This window comes from Pseudomonas alloputida, from assembly GCF_021283545.2.
Lineage (GTDB): Bacteria > Pseudomonadota > Gammaproteobacteria > Pseudomonadales > Pseudomonadaceae > Aquipseudomonas > Aquipseudomonas alloputida.
Map to the genome: position 1 here is coordinate 3,549,080 of NZ_CP128540.1, position 19,935 is coordinate 3,569,014.

18 protein-coding genes are annotated in these 19,935 nt (G+C 63.4%); 7 read left to right on the plus strand and 11 right to left on the minus strand.

What is annotated here, in order from left to right; translation table 11 throughout:
- The first annotated feature begins 15 nt into the window (after positions 1-15).
- From fapC to LU682_RS16380, 6 genes are all read left to right on the plus strand, one after another.
- Positions 16-1,467 (plus strand): amyloid-like fimbrin subunit FapC, encoded by a 1,452-nt coding sequence (gene fapC, locus LU682_RS16355; protein WP_010953762.1) that lies wholly within the window; start codon positions 16-18, stop codon positions 1,465-1,467.
- 61 nt (positions 1,468-1,528) lie between these two features.
- On the plus strand, positions 1,529-2,209 hold the full coding sequence (fapD, locus tag LU682_RS16360; protein WP_010953761.1) for a fibril amyloid maturation endopeptidase FapD: 681 nt from the start codon (positions 1,529-1,531) through the stop codon (positions 2,207-2,209).
- A 45-nt stretch (positions 2,210-2,254) separates the two neighbouring features.
- Entirely contained in the window at positions 2,255-3,007 is a 753-nt protein-coding gene (gene fapE, locus LU682_RS16365; RefSeq protein ID WP_010953760.1) for a fibril amyloid subunit FapE, read from the plus strand.
- A 46-nt stretch (positions 3,008-3,053) separates the two neighbouring features.
- A complete protein-coding gene (gene fapF / locus LU682_RS16370; RefSeq protein ID WP_010953759.1) occupies positions 3,054-4,334 on the plus strand; it encodes a fibril amyloid transporter FapF in 1,281 nt (426 codons plus the stop codon).
- Positions 4,335-4,469: 135 nt separating this feature from the next.
- The gene (locus tag LU682_RS16375) at positions 4,470-6,671 is read left to right on the plus strand and encodes an LTA synthase family protein (protein ID WP_010953758.1); all 2,202 of its coding nucleotides are present in this window, start codon (positions 4,470-4,472) and stop codon (positions 6,669-6,671) included.
- A gap of 94 nt (positions 6,672-6,765) precedes the next feature.
- The gene (locus tag LU682_RS16380) at positions 6,766-7,494 is read left to right on the plus strand and encodes a DUF899 domain-containing protein (RefSeq protein ID WP_060488937.1); all 729 of its coding nucleotides are present in this window, start codon (positions 6,766-6,768) and stop codon (positions 7,492-7,494) included.
- Positions 7,495-7,736: 242 nt separating this feature from the next.
- Here LU682_RS16380 and ureG read toward each other — a convergent pair whose 3' ends face one another.
- From ureG to LU682_RS16425, 9 genes are all read right to left on the minus strand, one after another.
- On the minus strand, positions 7,737-8,360 hold the full coding sequence (gene ureG, locus LU682_RS16385) for an urease accessory protein UreG (RefSeq protein WP_010953755.1): 624 nt from the start codon (positions 8,358-8,360) through the stop codon (positions 7,737-7,739).
- An 11-nt stretch (positions 8,361-8,371) separates the two neighbouring features.
- Positions 8,372-9,046 (minus strand): urease accessory protein UreF, encoded by a 675-nt coding sequence (locus LU682_RS16390; protein ID WP_010953754.1) that lies wholly within the window; start codon positions 9,044-9,046, stop codon positions 8,372-8,374.
- A complete protein-coding gene (locus LU682_RS16395; protein WP_003253925.1) occupies positions 9,046-9,591 on the minus strand; it encodes a HupE/UreJ family protein in 546 nt (181 codons plus the stop codon). The genes LU682_RS16390 and LU682_RS16395 overlap by 1 nt, the downstream gene beginning before the upstream one ends.
- Before the next feature lie 18 nt (positions 9,592-9,609).
- Positions 9,610-10,113 (minus strand): urease accessory protein UreE, encoded by a 504-nt coding sequence (ureE, locus tag LU682_RS16400; protein WP_003253926.1) that lies wholly within the window; start codon positions 10,111-10,113, stop codon positions 9,610-9,612.
- 9 nt (positions 10,114-10,122) lie between these two features.
- The gene (gene ureC, locus LU682_RS16405) at positions 10,123-11,826 is read right to left on the minus strand and encodes an urease subunit alpha (RefSeq protein WP_010953753.1); all 1,704 of its coding nucleotides are present in this window, start codon (positions 11,824-11,826) and stop codon (positions 10,123-10,125) included.
- Complete coding sequence (locus tag LU682_RS16410; protein WP_010953752.1) at positions 11,823-12,140, minus strand: urease subunit beta; 318 nt, start codon at positions 12,138-12,140, stop codon at positions 11,823-11,825. Before LU682_RS16410 ends, ureC begins: the two co-directional genes overlap by 4 nt.
- Positions 12,141-12,159: 19 nt before the next feature.
- The gene (locus LU682_RS16415; protein ID WP_003253929.1) at positions 12,160-12,462 is read right to left on the minus strand and encodes an urease subunit gamma; all 303 of its coding nucleotides are present in this window, start codon (positions 12,460-12,462) and stop codon (positions 12,160-12,162) included.
- A gap of 9 nt (positions 12,463-12,471) precedes the next feature.
- On the minus strand, positions 12,472-13,305 hold the full coding sequence (locus LU682_RS16420; protein ID WP_010953751.1) for an urease accessory protein UreD: 834 nt from the start codon (positions 13,303-13,305) through the stop codon (positions 12,472-12,474).
- 277 nt (positions 13,306-13,582) lie between these two features.
- Positions 13,583-14,497, minus strand: a complete 915-nt coding sequence (locus tag LU682_RS16425) for a site-specific integrase (protein ID WP_003253931.1) — start codon at positions 14,495-14,497, stop codon at positions 13,583-13,585.
- A 215-nt stretch (positions 14,498-14,712) separates the two neighbouring features.
- Between LU682_RS16425 and LU682_RS16430 the strand changes: the two genes are divergently transcribed.
- On the plus strand, positions 14,713-15,894 hold the full coding sequence (locus LU682_RS16430; protein ID WP_010953749.1) for an NnrS family protein: 1,182 nt from the start codon (positions 14,713-14,715) through the stop codon (positions 15,892-15,894).
- Positions 15,895-15,994: 100 nt separating this feature from the next.
- On the opposite strand, the gene LU682_RS16435 is transcribed toward LU682_RS16430, so the two are convergent.
- Entirely contained in the window at positions 15,995-18,256 is a 2,262-nt protein-coding gene (locus LU682_RS16435; RefSeq protein ID WP_049586177.1) for an ATP-dependent DNA helicase, read from the minus strand.
- Entirely contained in the window at positions 18,253-19,902 is a 1,650-nt protein-coding gene (locus LU682_RS16440) for a VRR-NUC domain-containing protein (RefSeq protein ID WP_010953747.1), read from the minus strand. The genes LU682_RS16435 and LU682_RS16440 overlap by 4 nt, the downstream gene beginning before the upstream one ends.
- Positions 19,903-19,935: the final 33 nt, after the last annotated feature.

The window sequence follows — 19,935 nt, forward strand, 5'->3', positions numbered from 1 at the left end:
GTACGGAGAATCACCATGAAACCCTCGATGGCAATCAAGCCTCTGGTTTTCGCAATTGCTGCGGTCATGGCTGTTGCTGTACAAGCTGGGCAAAATGATCGGCGTAATGACCACCATAACGGCCACCATAACAATGGTCATCACAATCCTCCACCCACCAAGATCCCTGTGTATGCAACGGCCAATGCCTGGGATACCCAAACCAGTACCCGCAACCGCATCTCCAATCAAGGCACCATCAACGAAGCCGAGATGAGTGACTCTGGCACCGGCTCCAGCGGCAACGTTGGCATAAACGTGGCGGCCGGTAACGGCAACCAGCAAGACAACGCCGCTGCCATTGCCAACGCAGGCTCCGACTCGAGCCTGGACAACAGCTTCGTGTTCGGCATGGCCAGTGCCACAGCTGACGTTGTGCAAACCAGCAGAAACAACCGGGTCGACAACTATTCGACCCAGTCTTCGGCGGTGATGAGCGGCTCAGCCAGCGGGGCTGAGGGCAACATCGGCATCAACGTTGCCGGTGGCGACCTCAACCAGCAGAAAAACACCATGGCCATCGCCAACACCGGTGCTCCGCTGGGTAACGCCACTGCCACGGCTTCGGCCAATCAGGACGGCCCAGGCCTGATTGTAAACAACAGTGCCGACCGCACCTATCGGGTGGATACGATTACCATCACCAAGTCGGCCAGCGGTTCAAGCTCGAAGGAAGGCAGCTTCAACTCGACCGACGACCGCAGCTCGTCTTCGAGCTTCAGCGTCGCCGGTGCGCAAAGCGCCAGTTCCAGCGGCTCCAGTGGCTGGAACGCCAGCGGCTCGCAATCCAGCAATGCCAGCGGCTCCCACAACTCGAGCGCAAGTGGCTCGTTCGGCTGGGGTGCCAGTGGCTCTGCCAGCGGCAGCCACAGCGCGTCGAGCAGCGCCAGCCTGGCAGCTTCGCTGGACGCTGACGTTAGCGCCTCGCGTACCCGTACCACCGACTTTGGTCGTTTCGAGCGTACCGATTCCAGCTCCTTCGATGGCTCGCTGAATGCGTCGCTGGATGTGTCGGTCGACAAGTCGCACGAAAGTGCATACGACTCGTCGTTCGAGAAAGCATTCGACTCCAACTACGACAAGGCGCATCAGTCGTCGTACGACAAGTCCAAAGAGTCTTCGTACACCAAGTCTCACGACTCTTCGTACGAGAATGCTTCGGCGTCCGAGTTCTCGAAGTCTGGCGAGCAATCAAAACAATCCTCGAACGACGTTTCGAAGAGCTACAGCGAAAGCAGCGCCTACGACTTGAGCAATACTGTGTCCTTCCAAGTGCTGACCCCGACCGGCTGGGCCAACCCAGTTACCAACACTGCAACCCTTAGCGGTTCGGTGAACGGTGGCAGCGGTAACCTGGGCGTGAACGTAGCAGCCGGTGTGGGCAACCAGCAAAGCAACTCGCTGGCCATCTCCAACACTTCGTTCTGACCGCTGTGCTTGAGGCCCCCTTCGGGGGGCCTTTCTTCAACACACCGTAAGGCATCCGATCATGCGTATTTTCGCCTTGGCGTTTTTGCTGTGCCTGGCCAGCGTGAGCGAAGCTGCACAAATGCCGCTGTCCGTCCTGCCGGGCGGGGCCGTGGTGTTCAAACCGATCCAGAGCTTGCGCGAACGCAAGTTCGCCGACCTGGTGCAACAAAAGACCGACTTCAGCTGCGGCGCGGCCGCGCTGGCGACCATCCTGCGCCAGGCCTACTGGCTGGATGTGGACGAACATCAGATCATCGAAGGCATGCTGGCCCACGCCGACCAGGACCTTGTGCGCACGCAAGGCTTCTCGATGCTCGACATGAAGCGCTACGTCGAAAGCCTCGGGATGCGTGCCCGCGGTTACCGGGTGGCGCCCGAAACCCTGCACAGTGTGCGCATTCCCGTCGTAGTGCTGATGGATGTGCGCGGCTACAAGCACTTCGTGGTCATGCAGAAAGTCGACAAAGGTTGGGTGTACATCGGTGATCCGGTGCTGGGCCACAAACGATACAAGGTCGACGATTTCCTCAAGGGCTGGAACGGCATCATCTTCGCGGTGATCGGCCAGGGTTACGACAAGAACAACATCCTGCTCGACCCGCCCCTGCCACTGACCGCCAAGGGCCGGGTGAACAACTTCACCCCCGTGCAGGACTCAGAGCTGCTGGACTTCGGCTTCATCAGAAGCGACTTCTTCTAACGACTGTTCTAATGACAAGGAGCATGAGGCTCCAGGGAGCATTTCATGAAGACTTCATTGTGGTTGGCCATCGCCTGCCTGGCAGCCAGCTTGCCCAGTCACGCAGAGGCGTTGAAACCCATTGAACTGAAGGACCAGGAGCTGGCGAACCTGCGAGGCCGCTATGTGATGCCCGGACGAATCGTGAGCTTCGGCATCGTCATGTCCAGTACTTGGCAAAATACAAAAGGGGATGTGATCGGGGCAACGTCCACGCTGCAGGTTCAGCAATCGACCATCAAACCCCAGTTCTATGTCTCGATGATTGACAAAAAAGGCGCAGGTCCGGCGCCGAGCAACGCTTCTGCTGCCGGGACTGGCGTGGTAACGGGCGGCAACGGCCTGACCACCACCGAAGGTGTAACCCAGGTGGTCCGTGCAGCCGGTGACAACAACGCCGCTTACAACAACGTCGATATCAACGTGACCAAAGCCAACCAGGCACCCGCCGTACAACAGCAAGGCCAGGTACTGGCCGCCGGCCAGACCCTGGTCGGGGAAAATGGCGCCGGCGCGCTCAGTGTGTCTTCCAGCGGTGTGGGTGTGCAGCTCAACATCAATGCCAGCAACAACCAGGGCAGCAGCGTGCAACGCCTGGCCCAAGGTGGCCTGCTGCAGAACTCGACGCTGCTTGGCAACGGCAACCTGGTCAACAACGTCACCACCCTGAACGTTGTCATGCGCGAGAGCGTGCCGACAGCGGCTTCCCTCAACGGTAGCCTCGACCAGCTCAAAGGTCTTCGCACCTTCGGATACTGATCTACGCTCAGTCTCATCGAAAGTAGTTGGAAGGGACGGCAACTCCATGTACCGATCTTTTACGCTCCGAGCTTTTGTGTGCTTGACGACCTTGGCCCCCGCCACCGCACTTTACGCAGCCGCCGACCCACAAGTCGAAGCGCTGAGGCAGGAACTGATTGAACTCAAACGCCGCTATGAGGCACAGCAACAGGCACTGATGGTGCTGGAGCAACGTGTGCGCCAGGTCGAGGAGGCCCCTGCTGCCGCGCAACCCAAACGCTTGGTCAAGTCTCCGGCCGAGGGGGTGAAAGGTGCTCAGACCGTCGCTTCTGGCGCACCGGGCACTACAGGGAGCTCCTACGGCCAGGCGCTGACAGCCGATTCCGAGCCGGCGCAAAGCGTTTCCAACCTGTATGACGAAGCCAGCGGATTCTTTGGCGGGGGCAAGTTCAGCTTCGAAACCGGCGTCACCTATACCCATTACGATACCCGTGCGCTAACCCTCAATGGCTTTCTGGCACTGGACTCGATCTTCCTCGGCAGCATCAACCTCGACCGGATCAAGGCTGACAACTGGACCTTGGACATGACTGCCCGCTATAACCTGGCGCAGCGCTGGCAGTTCGACATCAACGTCCCCGTAGTTTACCGCGAGTCCACCTACTCGTCCGGTGGTGCGGGGGGGGCCGGGGCAACCACTTCCGATGCCAGCGTGACCCGCGACCCGGAAATCGGCGATATCAACGTCGGGGTGGCCTACAAATTCCTCGACGAGGACGAAACCTGGCCTGACGCAGTGGCCACCCTGCGCATCAAGGCACCGACCGGCAAAGACCCCTACGGCATCAAACTGCGCGAGGTGGACGGCAACAACAACCTCGCGGTACCGGAAAGCCTACCGACCGGCAACGGTGTATGGTCGATCACACCGGGCATCTCGCTGGTCAAGACCTTCGACCCGGCCGTGCTGTTCGGCAGCCTGTCCTACACCTACAACATGCAAGACTCGTTCAGCGACATCAGTCCGCAGGTGAACAGCAAGGTACCGGGTGACGTCAAGCTTGGCGACTCGTGGCAGATCGGCGGGGGCATCGCCTTTGCCCTTAACGAAAAGATGAGCATGTCGTTCTCGGTATCCGACCAGTTCGCCCGCAAGAGCAAGATCAAACCTGATGGCGGCGACTGGCAATCGATCTCCAACAGTGACTACAACGCCGCCAACTTCAATATTGGCCTGACCTTCGCCGCCACCGACAACCTGACCATCGTGCCCAACCTGTCCATTGGTCTGACCGATGACGCACCTGACTTTTCTTTCAGCCTGAAATTCCCTTATTACTTCTGATAGTTGCCATCGGCCGGGCCTGTGCGAACGGGCCCGGCTTTGGTTACAAGCCTTGTAACTGGCCGCCTTCCCTGCCCTGGCCTGATATCATCAAGCACAGATGCATGACGATTTAATGGCAAAAGGGAAGTTTTTGTGAAGAACCTGTCCGACCACCCAAGCACCCGGCTTGCCACTTTGGCGGCTCTGGTGCTGGTGATCCCACTGGGTACGCGCGCCATGCTGGGTTGGTCCAACCCGTTCGGTTACCTGTCCGATCTCGCCCTCGGCAGCCTGTTGATAGTGCTGCTACACCGCAGGCCGTGGTGGCTGGCGCTGCCCGTGCTGCTGGCCTGGGCGGCGCTGTGGGTGGCCTCGGCCGAACTGGTAAGCGCAGTGGGCCGACTGCCCACCAGCGCCGACCTTAACTACCTGACCGACCCGCAATTCATGGAGAATTCGACCGGTGGCGGCCTGGCCCATGCCTGGCTGCCCTGGGCCCTGGGTGGCGGCCTGCTGGCCTGGCTGGCCTTTGCGTGGCGCAGCCGTGCTCGGCGTAGCCAGCCACTGCCGCGCAAAGCCTGGGCCATACCCGTACTGCTGTTCGGCGCGCATTGGGGCAGCCAGCAGTTGCTACCTTCCGATGCCGACCAGTGGCGGCAATACAACCTCCCCCACCAGTTGATGTCTGCCGGGGTCGGTAACCTGCAACGCCAGGTCGAAGGCTGGATGGGCCACACGCAAACCTTCACCCCGCTGGCCAGCAGCGGCCTGACTCAATCCGACCTGCATGGGCAAAGGCTGCTTGCCGGCCCGGGAAGCGCCCGCAACTTGCTGGTGATTACCCTGGAAGGCATCCCGGGCGCCTACCTGCGGCCTAACCGCCAGGCGCTGAACAGCCATTTCAACGAAGACTTGATGCCCAAGCTCAGCAAATGGGCCGAGCGCGGCATGAACACCCCAGACTACGTGCTGCACACCCACCAGACCATCCGTGGCCTGTATGCGATGCTGTGCGGCGATTACGACAAGCTGGCCAACGGCACGCCCAAGGGCGTGGAACTGCTGACCCAGAACCAACGCAACCAGGCCTGTCTGCCGGCACAATTACGCCAGGCCGGTTTCACCACCCACTACCTGCAAGGCGCAGGCCTGCGCTTCATGGCCAAGGACCGCATCATGCCGCACATCGGTTTCGATGCGGTGCATGGCCAGGAGTGGTTCAGCAACAAGAACTACCTGCACTTCCCATGGGGCAAGGATGACCGCGCTTTCTTCGAAGGCGCCCTGGGCTATGTGGGCCAGTTGCAGAAGCAGGACAAGCCATGGATGCTGACGCTGCTCACCGTGGGCACCCACCAGCCCTATTCGGCGCCGGCCGAGTACCTCGAGCGCTTCGACACACCGAAACAGGCAGCCGTCGCCTACCTGGATGACGCAGTCGGGGCATTTCTTGACAATCTCGAGCGCCAGGGCGTCCTCAAGGACACACTGGTGGTGGTGACTTCCGACGAGTCTCACGGCATCGATGGCGTGCGCCTGGCCTCGTCCTGGGGCTTCAACCTTACATTGGCGCCGGAGCAGGCCCAACTGCCAACCATCAAGCGCGGCACTTACGGCCATATCGACCTGGCCACCTCGCTGCTCGACTACTTCGCACTGCCCATTCCCGTCGCGCTTGGCGGTCGCTCGCTGTACCGCGACTACGACAGCGGCCGCGAGATGATCTCCTACACCAACGGCATGCTGCGCTACCACAACGGCCAGGGCCTGTTCACCGAATGTGACTTCCAACAGCGCTGCCGGCGTTATGCCAGTGAGGGCTTCATCGCCGACCAGGCCCGCTACCTTGGGCCGGCCGACAGCCTGCTGGGCCAACAGATCGGTGCCTTGGCCGTGGTACTCGACCAATCCTTGCTGCAAACCCCGCTCAACCTGCGCTACCAGTTCGGCGGCCCTTCGCCGATCAAGTTGCGCAAGCGCATTGACGATGACTGGGCCGACAACCTCATTGGCGCCCAGTATCTGGAAATGCCCGGAGGCTCGCACACCCGCGTGCGGGTCAAGGTCCGCTCGCTGGACCCCAAACGTGCGGCCTACATCCGGCTCAAGGCCAAGCAGTTGGAACAGGACGTGCCGCTGGGCCTGCCAGAAGAGGTAAAGGTCACCACCGACGCGCCACTGGAGATGGAGTTCAGCTTCGACAACCCGACCGAGCGCAAGGCGTTTTCCTTCCACTTGCTGGGCTATGGCGGCGGCAAGGTAGAAGTCAGCGACTTTAGCGTGATCACCGCCCTGCCTGGTGAGGATGACGGCGCCGATGAACGGGCCGAGGGGCATATCGCCCAATCGGGCTGAGCAGATACCGCTCATCGCCCGGCCACCGGTGCTTGTCGAATCGACCTGGTCGTACTCGACCAAGGTGTGAATCCCCCAGCGAGGAGACAGCACCATGAGCACACGCGAAAGCAGGCACCCGGTGGTTTCCCGCAGCCAGTGGCTGGCGGCTCGCCAGCAACTGTGGCTGCACGAAAAAGCGTTTACCCACCACCGCGACGCGCTAACTGCAGCCCGTCGCGCCCTGCCTTGGGTAAAGGTCGAGCAGGATTACCGCTTCTTCGGGCCAAATGGCGCGTTGAGTCTGGCCGACCTGTTCGCAGGCCGCAGCCAGTTGCTGCTTTACCACTTCATGTTCGCCGAAGGCTGGAGCGAGGGCTGCCCCGGCTGCTCTTTTCTGGCCGACCACTTTGACGGCGCCAATCTGCACCTGGCCCACCACGATGTGTCGCTGGTGGCGGTGTCACGGGCGCCGTATGCCGAATTCCAGGCATTTCGCCAGCGCATGGGCTGGCAGTTCCCGTGGTATTCGTCGCATGGCAGCGACTTCAACGAGGACTTTGGCGTCAGTGTCGGCAGCGAAGGCCAGCGGCAGTACAACTATGAGCCGTATGAGGGCAATGAAAGCGAGCTGCCCGGCTTGAGTGCTTTTTTCCGCGAAGGCGACGGCGGCGTGTATCACACCTACTCAACCTACGCCCGCGGGTTGGACATTCTGGTCAACACCTACAACTTCCTCGACATTGCGCCACTGGGGCGTAACGAAGGTGGGACCATGGACTGGGTGCGGCACCATGACCGCTATGAAGGGCAACCGGACAAGCCTCACTGCTGTCACAGATGATGCTGGCAACACGCACACCTGTGGGGGGCAACTGTCCTGCTCAACATTCGACGGCCTGCGCGGTCGCCCCGTAGGAGCGGGTTTACCCGCGAAGAGGCCGGCCCTGCTGGCCAATTTCCACCCGCCGTTCATTGTTGCGGCCGCTACCGTATTCGCGGGTAAACCCGCGAACACCGGCAGAGCCGGTGCCAGCCACCGCGTTGGTCTCTGTGCGGACATGCCCGCACAGAGTCCTCGATCTGTCAGCCTCGCACCCCCAGCATCCCGCGCTCGACGATAAAATCGATCACGGCCTGCAACCCCTCGCCCTTCTTCAGGTTGCTGAAGGTCCAGGGCCGCTGCGGCCGCATGCGCTGGGTGTCGCGCTCCATCACCTCCAGTGACGCCCCTACATAAGGCGCCAGGTCGGTCTTGTTGATCACCAGGAAATCAGACTTGGTAATGCCTGGGCCGCCCTTGCGCGGGATCTTTTCGCCCTCGGCCACGTCGATCACGTAAATGGTCAAGTCAGCCAGCTCCGGGCTGAACGTGGCGCTGAGGTTGTCACCGCCGCTTTCCACGAAAATGACTTCAAGATTACCGAACTTGCGCGCCAGCGCTTCGACCGCCGCCAGGTTCATCGAGGCGTCTTCACGGATGGCCGTGTGCGGGCAGCCGCCGGTTTCAACGCCAACGATGCGCTCCGGCTCAAGGGCGCCGGCCTCAGTGAGGATGCGCTGGTCTTCCTTGGTGTAGATGTCGTTGGTAACCACGGCGATCTGGTAGTGATCGCGCATGGCCTTGCACAGCGCTTCCAGCAGTGCGGTCTTGCCAGAGCCGACCGGGCCGCCGACACCGACGCGCAGGGGTTGTTGATAGCTTTGCATGCAGGCAGTCCTCAGGAACGGAACAAACGGGTGTATTGGGTTTCGTGACGCGATGAAGCGATGGCCAGCAGCGGCAGGCCGCCGCCGAGCTGGTCATCGCCCAGGGCTAGCGCCTGGTCCAGTGCAGCGGGCAAGTCGGCGCCAAGGTCGCGCAGCAAGGTCTGGGCAGCCTGCTGGCCGAACGGCACCAGCTTGACCCCGGCCATGACCGCGCCCTCCAGCCAGGCAAAGCCATGGCCCAATGCCAGCTGGCGCAGCGGGATGGCCCAGTGTGCAGCCAGCCAGGCCATACCGCCCAACTGAGTCAGCTCAAGGCTGGCGCGCCAGGCCGGTGCCTGGCCCAGTTGCCAGCCGTCGAGCAACCGCGCCAGCGCTGCGCCGCGCTGCTGTTCTTCCAGGCGCAGCTCGGCGGTTTCGCGGTTGGCCAGCAAGAACCGACTCCAGTGGCCGAACGCTTCGGCGTCTTTAGCCTGGCAGGCGTGGTACAGACGCGCCAGCACCGGCCAGTCGAGGCAGGCCAATGTGTCGTGAACCTGCTCACGCTGCCAGCCGGCAAAACTGTCCACGCCCCGAACCCAGCCGGCCTCGACCGCCCACTCCAGGCCTTGCGAATAGGTAAAACCACCCACCGGCAAGCCGGGGCTGGCCAACTGCAGCAGGCGCAGCAGCGCCAGGTCGCTGTTCATCAACCGGCCAGTACCAGCGCGGCGCCGGCCAACAGGCCACCGCCAAAGGCCTTCTGCAGGCCGCTGTGGCGGCGCAGCAGGCAACCGACTGCAAAGCCCGCCGCCAGCAGCAAGCCGCTGACCACGACAAACCCCGCGCTGAATTGCCAGAACGCGCTCGGCGTGGCTTCTACGCCATGTGCCCAACCATGGAACAAGGCGAACACAGGCATGGCCATGGCCAGCAGCGACTGGCGGCTCGGCAGCAGCACCGCCCCGGCAGCCACCAGCAGCGACACGGCAATCAGGGTTTCCATGCCCAGCACATCGCCGAACAGGTGACCGCACACGGCACCACCGAACATGGCCGCCAGGGTAGCCAGGGGCAATGTCAGGTTGCGACGGGTCAACGCGGCGAGCACGCCGGTACCCAGCAGCATCAGCAGGTGATCGAGCCCGGTCAGCGGGTGCAGCAGGCCGTCCTGCAGCGGGTTGCTGTCATGGCCCGGATGGGCAAAGGCTGGCAGTGCCAGCATCAACAGAAACAAGGCGAAAGTCTTTTTCATCGGTTGCTCCAGGGCAGTTCAGGAATGGGCAGGCAGGCGTACGAACGGGTGATCGTGGCCATGGGCATGACTGTGGCTGTGGCCATGCGGTGCACTTTGGTAAGCGCCCGCTTCAGGCTCGAACGGGGCCTGTTCCGCCTCTACCGTCAGGCCCAGCCCCCGCAGCATGTCGTCCAGCACATGGTCGTGCTGGAAGCGCAACAGCCCGGGTTCGATCTGCAGCGGCACATGGCGGTTACCCAGGTGGTAGGCGGCGCGTGCCAACAGGTGTGGATCGGCACAGCGCACCGTCGACACCGCCTCGGGCGCAGCCAGCACGCGGATCAGCTGGGTGCCCTCGGCATCGGCCAGCAGTTCACCTCCGCGCAGCAGGTGGCCGCGCTCCAGCATCAGCCCGGCTTCGCGGCCATCGTCCAGGGTTACTCGCAGGCGGCTCTTGATACGGCTGTCCACGTCAAGGGTGACAGTGCCACTGACAACCCGCGTACCGGGTTCGGATATACGGCGGCTCAAGACAATCATTTGTGCTCCTCAGAACAGGAAATAGCGCTGGGCCAGCGGCAGTTCGCTGGCCGGTTCGCAGACCAGCAGTTCGCCATCGGCACGCACCTGATAGGTCTGCGCATCGACTTCGATCAGCGGCTGCAGGGTGTTGTGGACCATGTCCGGCTTGCGTACCCGCCGGCAACCGTTGACCACGCCAATCAGGCTGCGCAGGTTCAGCTCCTCGGCCAGCCCGCGGTCCATTGCCGCCTGGGGCAGGAATGTCATGCGTGTGGCATGCCGAGCCGCCCCCAGCGCGCCGAACATCGGCCGATAGTGCACCGGCTGGGGGGTGGGTATGGAGCCGTTGATGTCGCCCATGGGCGCGGTGACGATCATCCCGCCCTTGAGCACCAGGGCCGGCTTGACCGCAAAGAACGCTGGCGACCACAGCACCAGGTCGGCCAGCTTGCCGACCTCCACCGAGCCCACTTCGTGACCGATGCCATGGGTGAGTGCCGGGTTGATGGTGTACTTGGCGATGTAGCGCTTGACCCGGAAGTTGTCGCTGTACGGGGTGTCCGGTGCCAGCGGCCCGCGACGCAGCTTCATCTGGTGCGCCACCTGCCAGGTGCGCAGCACCACCTCGCCAACCCGGCCCATGGCCTGGGAGTCGGACGAGGTCATGGCAAAGGCGCCCATGTCGTGGAGGATGTCCTCGGCAGCGATGGTTTCGCGGCGAATGCGTGACTCGGCGAAGGCCACGTCCTCGGCGATGCTCGGGTCCAGGTGGTGACAGACCATGAGCATGTCCAGGTGCTCGTCCACGGTGTTGATCGTGTAAGGCAGGGTCGGGTTGGTCGAGGATGGCAGCACGTTGGCCTGCCCCGCCGCACGGATGATGTCCGGGGCATGGCCGCCACCGGCACCTTCGGTATGGAAGGTGTGGATGGTGCGGTCGCCGATGGCCGCCAACGTGTCTTCGATACAGCCCGACTCGTTGAGGGTGTCGGTGTGAATCGCCACCTGGATATCCATTTCCTCGGCCACGCCCAGGCAACAGTCGATGGCTGCTGGCGTAGAGCCCCAGTCTTCATGCAGCTTGAGCCCGACAGCGCCTGCGGCAATCTGCTCGCGCAGCGCGTCTGGCCGCGAGGCATTGCCCTTGCCCAGCAGCCCGATGTTGATCGGCAAGCTGTCGGCAGCCTGCAACATGCGCGCAAGGTACCAGGGGCCGGGCGTGCAGGTGGTGGCATTGGTGCCAGTGGCCGGCCCGGTTCCACCGCCGATGAACGTGGTGACACCGCTGTTCAATGCCTCGTCCACCTGCTGTGGGCAAATGAAGTGGATATGCGAATCGACACCACCGGCGGTGACGATCTTGCCCTCGGCCGCGATCACCTCGGTCCCTGGCCCGACCGGCACGTTCACGCCCGGCTGCACATCGGGGTTGCCGGCCTTGCCGATCACCGCGATGCGTCCATGCTTGATGCCGATGTCGGCCTTGACGATGCCCCAGTGGTCGATGATCAGCGCATTGGTCAACACCAGGTCCATGGCCTCGGCCGCCAGCATCTGGCCCTGCCCCATGCCATCGCGAATGACCTTGCCGCCGCCGAACTTCACCTCCTCGCCGTAGATCGTGAAGTCTTTCTCGACCTCCACCCATAGCGCAGTGTCGGCCAGGCGCACGCGGTCGCCAACAGTGGGCCCGAACATGTCGGCATAGGCCTGACGGGAAATATGGCTCATGCCCTGCCCTCCAGCGCGCCCATCACCTTGCCCTGAAAACCATAGACCTCACGCTTGCCGGCGTAAGCCACCAGTTGCACGGTACGCGCCTGACCCGGCTCGAAGCGCACGGCAGTGCCGGCCGGGATGTCCAGGCGAAAGCCCAGGGTGGGCGCCCGGTCGAACACCAGCGCGTCGTTGACTTCATAGAAGTGGTAGTGCGAGCCGACCTGCACCGGCCGGTCGCCATGGTTGGCCACACTGACGCTGACCGTTTCCCGGCCACTGTTCAACTCGATGTCGCCCGCGGCGACCTGGATTTCACCTGGGATCATGCGACGCTCCTTGGCGGTTTCAGACGATGGGGTCATGCACGGTCACCAACTTGGTGCCATCCGGGAAGGTCGCTTCGACCTGCACGTCGTGAAGCATTTCAGCGATACCGGGCATCACCTGCTCACGGGTCAGCACTTCACGCCCCAGGCTCATCAGTTCGGCGACTGTGCGGCCATCGCGGGCGCCTTCGAGCACCGCGGCACTGATCAGCGCCACGGCCTCCGGGTAGTTGAGCTTCAGGCCACGGGCCAGCCGCCGCTCCGCCAGCAGCGCGGCAGTGAACAGCAGCAGTTTGTCTTTCTCTCTCGGGGTAAGCTCCATGGTGCTCTCTCAGGTAGCCCAGATACGCGGCGGGCAGGCTGGCAGGCCAAGGATGGCCGGGCGCAGCACATGCCACAGGCGTTGCAGGGTGCGTTGCAGGTGTTGGTTGTCATGGTCGAGCACCCGGATCACCAGCAACGACCCGAGCAGGGTCGCACCGGCCGGGTTGCCCAGTTCATCGAGTAGCGGGCGAACCTGCTCCAGCACGGCCTGATTGGCAGGTGCGGCGCAGAAGGTGGCGAGTAGCGGGTGCCCACCCAGCTTGCCCAGGTGCCCGCCTTCGAGACGCAGGCGCTCATGCAGGCCAACCTCGTCAGGCAGTTCGATGTGCAAAAGGCTGTCGAGGGCGCCGTGGTCGAAACGCTCGTGCATGACCGGACGGCCCAGGCACAGGGTTTCCCAGGCCAGCAGGCGGGCGCCCGGTTCAAGGGTAAAACGGCTGGCGAGGCTGGCGCGGGCGCCGGAGAAGAAGATGCTGTCCTGCGGCAGCCACTCCAGGGTGCTGCCCGCGGCCAGATGGAAGCGTTGGGCCAACCGCGCGGTCGGGCCAATGCTGCGGTAGAACTTGCTGGCGCCGGGCATGGTCAGCAGCGCGTGGCTACCCGGCTCCAGGTGAATGTCCAGTTCCAGGCGGTCGCCGGCGACGATGCCGCCTGGCGGGTGCAGGACATAGACATGGCACGGCGCACCTTCAGGATAGAAAGGCCGCTGCACCAAAAGAGGTCCGAAATGCTTCCACGCACCAAGGCGGGTCACGCCGTCACGCTGGACAAAGCGCAACTGCAGGTGAGCACTCCAGCCTGCATCGTCTTGCTGTTGTTCGATCTGCTCCGCGAGCGACATCCTGCGGCCCCTGAAATCCGTGGCCTGCTGGCCGTTTAGAGGGTCCGGCGCGGGCGCCTGCTAGCGCGCACGGCCTGACCACTCGATCAAATTCGCAGGCTGGATATAGCAGGTTGCGGGCCAACTTCGCAGGTGAACGATGATTAAACCTGTGCGGTGCCCGCTCTGGCATCGGGCATGCGGGGCAATGGCGCACAAAGCAGGGGCGTGTGTCGGCCCTGTTTCGGTGCCGGCATACGTGAAAATGGGGCTGCTTTGAGCCCCACAATATCAAGCCTCAGTAATCGAAGCGGTCCACGGCACGCCGACGCTCGTTGTCATCACGCCGGTCATAGATGGCCGTGGTCTGGATATTGGCATGGTGCGCCAGCTTCTGCGCAATCGACAGGTCGTGCTCTTCGATCACCCGGGTAATGAATGCCCGGCGAAAATCGTGCGGCATGATCTTCACCCCCACCTGCGCGCCGCGCTGGCGGGCAATGTAGTAGATCGCATGCTTGGTAATGCGTGCCCGGGTAATGTGGTTGCCGCGACGGATGCGGTTGAACAGGAACGGGTCATCTTCCGCCCCGGCAGGCAGGTCCTGGCGGCGCAGTTCAAGCCAGGCCTGCAGCTTCTCGAACGCCCACGGCGGTGCGTACTTGACCAGCTGGTGGTTGCCCTTGCCCACCACCTGCAGGCTGCGCGCCTCGAAGTCGACCTGGTCGAGGTCGATGTCGACCGACTCCGACTTGCGCATGCCGGTGCCGTACAGCAAGGCAATGATCGCCGCATCACGTACCCCCTGTGGCCGCGGGTCGGCGGCGCACACATCCATCAGCTCGCGGATCAGGCTGCGGCGCAGGTTGCGCCCTGGCGGCAAGCGGCTGCCCGTGGCCGGCTTGACCTCGCGAATACGCAACAGCTGCTCGTGGTCGATCAGGCCCTGACGCCAGGCCTCGTTCATCACCCCGCGAATCGCGTTGACGTACAGCGACGAGCTGTTGGGCGCGAAGCCATCGGCACGCAGGGCAGCCACCAGTGCAATCACATGGCCCGGCTCGAGCCGATGCCAAGGCACATCGACAATGTTGCAGTCGACAAAACCTAGCCGGTCGGCGGCGTCCTGAAGAATGTAGCGCATGGTTTGCTGGCTGGATGGGGCCAGACGGGCCATGTACTGCAGCAGCGGATTTTTCGAGAGGTCGGACAAAACGTGAATCCTGTAGCGAAGCGTCAGCCGGCACTGAACCAGGCAAACCCTGAAGCAAGTCAAAACGACATACAAGCCAGTCTGAATGACCGCAACACACGCGTGTCATTCGGACCCTGATAAGTGCCATCACCTTGATATTCAAGGGCTTTGCAACTGGCACGGATCGTGATCTTACCCCAATTGAAGCCTACTGAACGAACCAAGGACTGCCCATGCTCTTGCAACCCACTGCTTCACGCCCACGCCAAGCCGTCTGGAGCCTGAGTTTTCGCCCGTTCTTCCTGGGTGGCAGTTTGTTTGCGCTGACCGCCCTGCTGTTGTGGGCTGGCGTACTGGCTGGGGCACCGGCCCCTGCACCGCCCGGGGGTATGCTCGCCTGGCACCGCCACGAGATGCTTTTCGGCTTCGCCGCCGCCATTATCGCAGGTTTTCTGCTGACCGCCGTGCAGAACTGGAGCGGCATCCCAGGCTTGAGCGGGCGGGCGCTGCAGGGTTTGTTCCTGCTTTGGCTGCTGGGGCGGGTAAGCTGGTTCATGCCACTACCGGGTAGCTTGCTGGTACTGGTCGAGGGCAGCTTCCTGCCATTGGTGGCATTGAGCCTGGCACGACCGGTCCTGCAACGGCGCCTGCGCAACAACTACCCGATCGTCGTACTGGTGCTGTTGATTGCCGCCTGCCAGTGGTTGACCTTGGCCGGCTGGTTGCACCAGGACGAACTGTGGCAGCGTCGTGGAATATTTGCCGGGCTGTGGCTGGTGACAGCGATGATGACCGTACTCGGCGGCCGGGTCATACCCTTCTTTACCCGCCGTGGCCTGGGTCAGCTTGACGCGGCCCCTGCCCGCCCATGGCTGGACCGAGCCTGCCTGTTGCTCAGCGTCGCAGTACCGCTGGCGTTTGCCACCGGCCTGGCCGATACGCCGCAAGCAAGCCTGGCGGTGCTGTTTTTTGCCTTGTTCGCGCTGCACGCGACCCGACTGGTGCTGTGGCACGACCGTGGCCTGTGGCGCGTACCGTTGCTGTGGTCGCTACACCTGGCCTACGCCTGGCTCGCCCTGGCCTGCCTGGGCATGGCGTTGTGGCATAGCGGGGTGGCTCTGAACCCGAGCCTGGTGACCCACGCGCTGACCGTTGGCGCCATGACCGGGCTGATCCTGGCCATGATGGCGCGGGTCAGCCTGGGCCACACCGGCAGGCCATTGCAGGTGCCGACCAGCATTGCCTGGGCCTTTGCCCTGATGCAACTGGCGACCTTGGCCCGGGTGATTCTGCCGCTGTTCACATCGCTGGGGGTAAGCGTTTCGGCACTGTGCTGGAGCCTGGCGCTGTTGCTGTTCCTGCGCCATTACCTGCCCATCCTGCTCCGGCCCCGGGCAGACGGAATGCCCGGTTGACGTGCTTGGGCCGCCTTGCGGCGGTGTGCCATGAGGGGAACTTGGTGGGTGGTTTGATCCCCCCCCCTGATTGCGACTGATCGTCAAAGGCGAAAGACCGCTAGACAATAGCCGCCGCCCACCACCCTGGAAACATCTGCTGCACCCGGGGCTCGGCGAAGCGTTCGTCAATCAGCACCAGTACGCCACGGTCCTGGTCACCCCGAATAACCCGGCCCGCCGCCTGGATCACCTTGCGCACGCCCGGGTAGAGGTACGCGTAATCGAAACCCGCGCCAAATTGCCGCCCCAGGCGCTGTTTGAACTGCTCGTTGACCGGGTTGACCTGAGGCAGCCCCAGGGTAGCGACAAACGCGCCAATCAGCCGCGTGCCGGGCAAATCCACCCCTTCGCCGAAAGCGCCGCCCAATACGGCAAAGCCCACACCTCGGCCATCGGCGACAAAGCGATCGAGAAATGCCTGGCGGGCCGCCTCGTCCATGCCCGGCTCCTGTGACCACAGCGGAATCTGCCCATGCTGCTCGGCCAACAGCCCTGCCACCTGTTGCAGGTATTCGAAGCTGCTGAAGAACGCCAAGTAGTTACCCGGCATGCGCTCATACTGCCGGGCAATCAGGTCAACGATCGGCGCCAGGGAGGCTTGGCGCTGCTGGTAACGGGTGGACACCTGGCTGGCAATGCGCACTTCCAGCTGTTCGGCACGGAACGGCGCGGCCACGTCCAGCCAGGCGGTATCGGCTGGCATGCCCAGCAGGTCGCTGTAGAAGTGCCGCGGGCTCAACGTGGCGGAAAACAGCGTCACACTGCGCGCCGCCTGCATGCGTGGTGCCAGCAGCCGCGCCGGGGTGACATTGCGCAGGCACAGCGTGGCCAGCCGCCGCTTGCGCGGGCCCTGGCGCTGGCTGATGTCGAACAGAAAATGCTCGTCGAACAGCTCGGCAACCCGGCAGAACTGCAAGGCCTGATAGTAGAACTGCAACACCTGGGGGTCGATGTGCGTGGGTGCCTGGTTCATCTGTTCCTGAATCACCCCGACGCACTGCTGCAGGGCGCGCAGCAGGCCTTCGGGCAGCGACTCGCTGGCCTGGTACGGCGCACGCTGCTCTTTATACAGCGCGTTCCACTGCCTGTTCAGGCGGTCCAGCGCACTGACCAGCCCAGGCGGTTTGCTCTGGCGCAACGCCAGCAGCTGGCCCTGGTCAAGGCTGGCGCTGTACATGCCGCGCCCCCGCTCGACCAGGTTATGCGCTTCGTCCACCAGTACTGCCACTCGCCACTGGTTGAGCTGGGTCAGGCCGAACAGCAAAGCATGCGCATCGAAGTAGTAGTTGTAGTCAGCGACCAGCACGTCGGCCCAGCGCGCCATCTCCTGGCCCAGGTAGTACGGGCACACCTGGTGCGCCAAGGCCACTTCACGCAGGTTGGCGCGGTCGAGCAACGGCAGTGCTGCCGCAGCCTCGCGCGCAGCCGGCAAACGGTCGTAGAAACCTGCGGCCAATGGGCAGGACTCACCATGACAGGCCTTGTCCGGGTATTCACAGGCTTTGTCGCGAGCGATCAGCTCCAGTGTGCGCAGGGCAGGTTGCGGCGTGGCATCGGTGATCTGGCGCAGGGCATCCAGGGCGAGTGCCCGGCCTGGTGTCTTGGCGGTGAGAAAAAACAGCTTGTCCAGCTGCTGCGGCACCATGGCCTTGAGCAGCGGGAACAAGGTACCAAGGGTTTTGCCAATGCCGGTGCTGGCCTGGGCCATCAGGCAACGACCGGTGCTCACCGCCTTGTACAAGGTTTCAGCCAACTGCCGCTGGCCCTTTCGGAACTGTGGGTAGGGGAAACTCAGCGCCAGCAGGCCTTGGTCACGTTCGGCCAAGCGTCGTTGCTGCCATCGGGCCCAGCCCAGAAAGCGCTGGCACTGGGTTTCGAAGAAGGCCTGCAACTCGGCAGCCGAACAGTGCTCCGTGAATAGCGTCTGGCCGTCGCTGTCCACGTCGAGGTACACCAGCGCCACCTCGATGGCCGGCAGTTGTCGTGCCTGGCACATCAACCAGCCATAGACCTTGGCCTGTGCCCAGTGCAACTGACGGTGATTGGCCGGTTGACGCGCCAGATCGCCACGGTGCGTCTTGATCTCTTCCAGACGATTGCTGGCAGGGTCATATCCGTCGGCACGGCCCCGCACCCTGAGGGTTTCGAACTGGCCTTCAAGGGCGATTTCCGACTCGTAGCCAGCAGCCCGCCGTGCCACCACCCGCTGATGCCCTTCGATACCCTCCTGGGCGGTGGGCGATGGCGTGAAGCGCAGGTCCAGGTCGCCGACCTTGGCGCTGAACTCACACAAGGCGCGCACCGCTACGCTGTAGCTCAAGGTGTTTCGCTCCAGCGCACGTGGCACACCGCGACCGGCAGGCCGTGTTGCCTGCAGAACGCCAGCCAGCGCAGTTGGTTGTCCTGCAGGCGGTCACCGGGCCCCTTGACCTCGACCATGCGATAACGGCCCTGCTCGGGCCAGAACTGAATCAGGTCGGGCATGCCGGCACGGTTGCTGCGAATGTCCTGCAACAGGCGCAGGAAACATTGCTTGAGCGCTGCGGCCGGCAGGCACGCCAAGGCCTGCTCCAGCAGTTCCTCGCTGAGCATGGACCAGGACACGAACGGCGACTGCAATCCCTGTTTGGCCACGTAGCAGTCGAGAATCGCCTGGCGATGGCTACCCTCGTCGAGCCGCCCGAGGCAGCGTTCGAACAGCGCACTGCGCCGCTGCTGGAAGTCGCTGTCGTGCAGGTCCTGTGGCGCGGCCTGGAACGGGTTGAAAAATGCGCCGGGCACCGGGGCGAAGATGGCCTCCCAGCACAACAGGCCAAACAGGCTGTTGAACAGCGTGTTCTCCACGTAATGCGCCTGCCCCCCCTCTTGCATCAGGTGCTGACGCACGGCTTCTTCAACGCCCAGCGCAGCGTCCCCGCGGGGCAGTTCGAGCTCTATCAGTTCCAGCGGCGTGGTGCGCTGGCGCCGCTGTGGCGGGCCGCCGAGCTTGCGCGCCAGGCGTGGCAGCATGCGTTGCAGCGCCTGCTCCTCCAGCGCATTGGCAGGTGCCGCTGCCAGTTGCAACGCCCGTGCATGGGCCTGGTGCCACTGTTCGCTGCGCTCCAGCACCCTCACCTGGCGAATGCGCGCCTGGGGATGGTTGCATTGCGCATACACCGCCGTGGCCAGGTCCCATTCACCCAGCCGCTCGCATTGTTGGCCCACGGCGAATTGCAGCCGCGCATGGCGCCGGGCCAGCCAGGGGTTGCTGCTGTGCAGGCCCTGCAGGGTGGCAAGGATCGGCAGGGGGTCGCCGCCCTGCTCCAGGCGCTCGGCGCAATGGTGCAGCGCCATGGCCAGGTCGACATCGTCACGTTGCTGCAAGGCACGCGAATCAGGGCTGAACGGCACCTGCTCGTAACGCAGCAAGCCCAGGTCGGCGAGGACGAAGTCTGACCAGTCCTGGTACAGGTTGCCGAAAAACAGCAGGCGTATGCGGTCGCACAAAGGTTGCAGGCACCACTGGAGGATGCGCACATCGCTGTCAGGAAACCATTCGACCAGTGACCGGGCTGCCAGCGCCAGGGGTTGCAGCTGTGCCAACAACTCATGCTTGGCCGCGCGCGGGCGGTTCAGTTGCCGGGCGAAGCAGCGGGCCAGTTCTTCCTTGCGCAGCAACGCGAACAGCTGCTCAAGGTCCAGTTGCTCGGGCTCCCGTACCCAGCCGAGGGCCAGCAACGGCTGCAGCGCCAGCGCAGTATCGCCGATTTCGGCGTAGTCGAGCCGATCGCTGCGAAACAACTCGCCTTTGCGCATCACCATGCGCACCATCAAGGCCTGGGCTGGCGCTTGCAGTTGACTGAAGGCACGGATGAAGGCCAGTTCCTGGTCATCCAGCAGGTCCTGGTAGCGCTGTTCGACCCACAGCACGACCTGGCGGAAGTTATGCAGGTAGTAGAACGGGTCGTCGACGGAATGGGCGATCACGGGCGGAGGTCAGGTTGCGGCAACAGGCACTGT

Coding starts and splice junctions, on each gene's coding strand:
- fapC (WP_010953762.1), top strand. CDS start 16: ATGAAACCCTCGATGGCAATCAAGCCTCTGGTTTTCGCAATTGCTGCG.
- fapD (WP_010953761.1), top strand. CDS start 1,529: ATGCGTATTTTCGCCTTGGCGTTTTTGCTGTGCCTGGCCAGCGTGAGC.
- fapE (WP_010953760.1), top strand. CDS start 2,255: ATGAAGACTTCATTGTGGTTGGCCATCGCCTGCCTGGCAGCCAGCTTG.
- fapF (WP_010953759.1), top strand. CDS start 3,054: ATGTACCGATCTTTTACGCTCCGAGCTTTTGTGTGCTTGACGACCTTG.
- LU682_RS16380 (WP_060488937.1), top strand. CDS start 6,766: ATGAGCACACGCGAAAGCAGGCACCCGGTGGTTTCCCGCAGCCAGTGG.
- ureG (WP_010953755.1), bottom strand. CDS start 8,360: ATGCAAAGCTATCAACAACCCCTGCGCGTCGGTGTCGGCGGCCCGGTC.
- LU682_RS16390 (WP_010953754.1), bottom strand. CDS start 9,046: ATGAACAGCGACCTGGCGCTGCTGCGCCTGCTGCAGTTGGCCAGCCCC.
- LU682_RS16395 (WP_003253925.1), bottom strand. CDS start 9,591: ATGAAAAAGACTTTCGCCTTGTTTCTGTTGATGCTGGCACTGCCAGCC.
- ureE (WP_003253926.1), bottom strand. CDS start 10,113: ATGATTGTCTTGAGCCGCCGTATATCCGAACCCGGTACGCGGGTTGTC.
- ureC (WP_010953753.1), bottom strand. CDS start 11,826: ATGAGCCATATTTCCCGTCAGGCCTATGCCGACATGTTCGGGCCCACT.
- LU682_RS16410 (WP_010953752.1), bottom strand. CDS start 12,140: ATGATCCCAGGTGAAATCCAGGTCGCCGCGGGCGACATCGAGTTGAAC.
- LU682_RS16415 (WP_003253929.1), bottom strand. CDS start 12,462: ATGGAGCTTACCCCGAGAGAGAAAGACAAACTGCTGCTGTTCACTGCC.
- LU682_RS16420 (WP_010953751.1), bottom strand. CDS start 13,305: ATGTCGCTCGCGGAGCAGATCGAACAACAGCAAGACGATGCAGGCTGG.
- LU682_RS16430 (WP_010953749.1), top strand. CDS start 14,713: ATGCTCTTGCAACCCACTGCTTCACGCCCACGCCAAGCCGTCTGGAGC.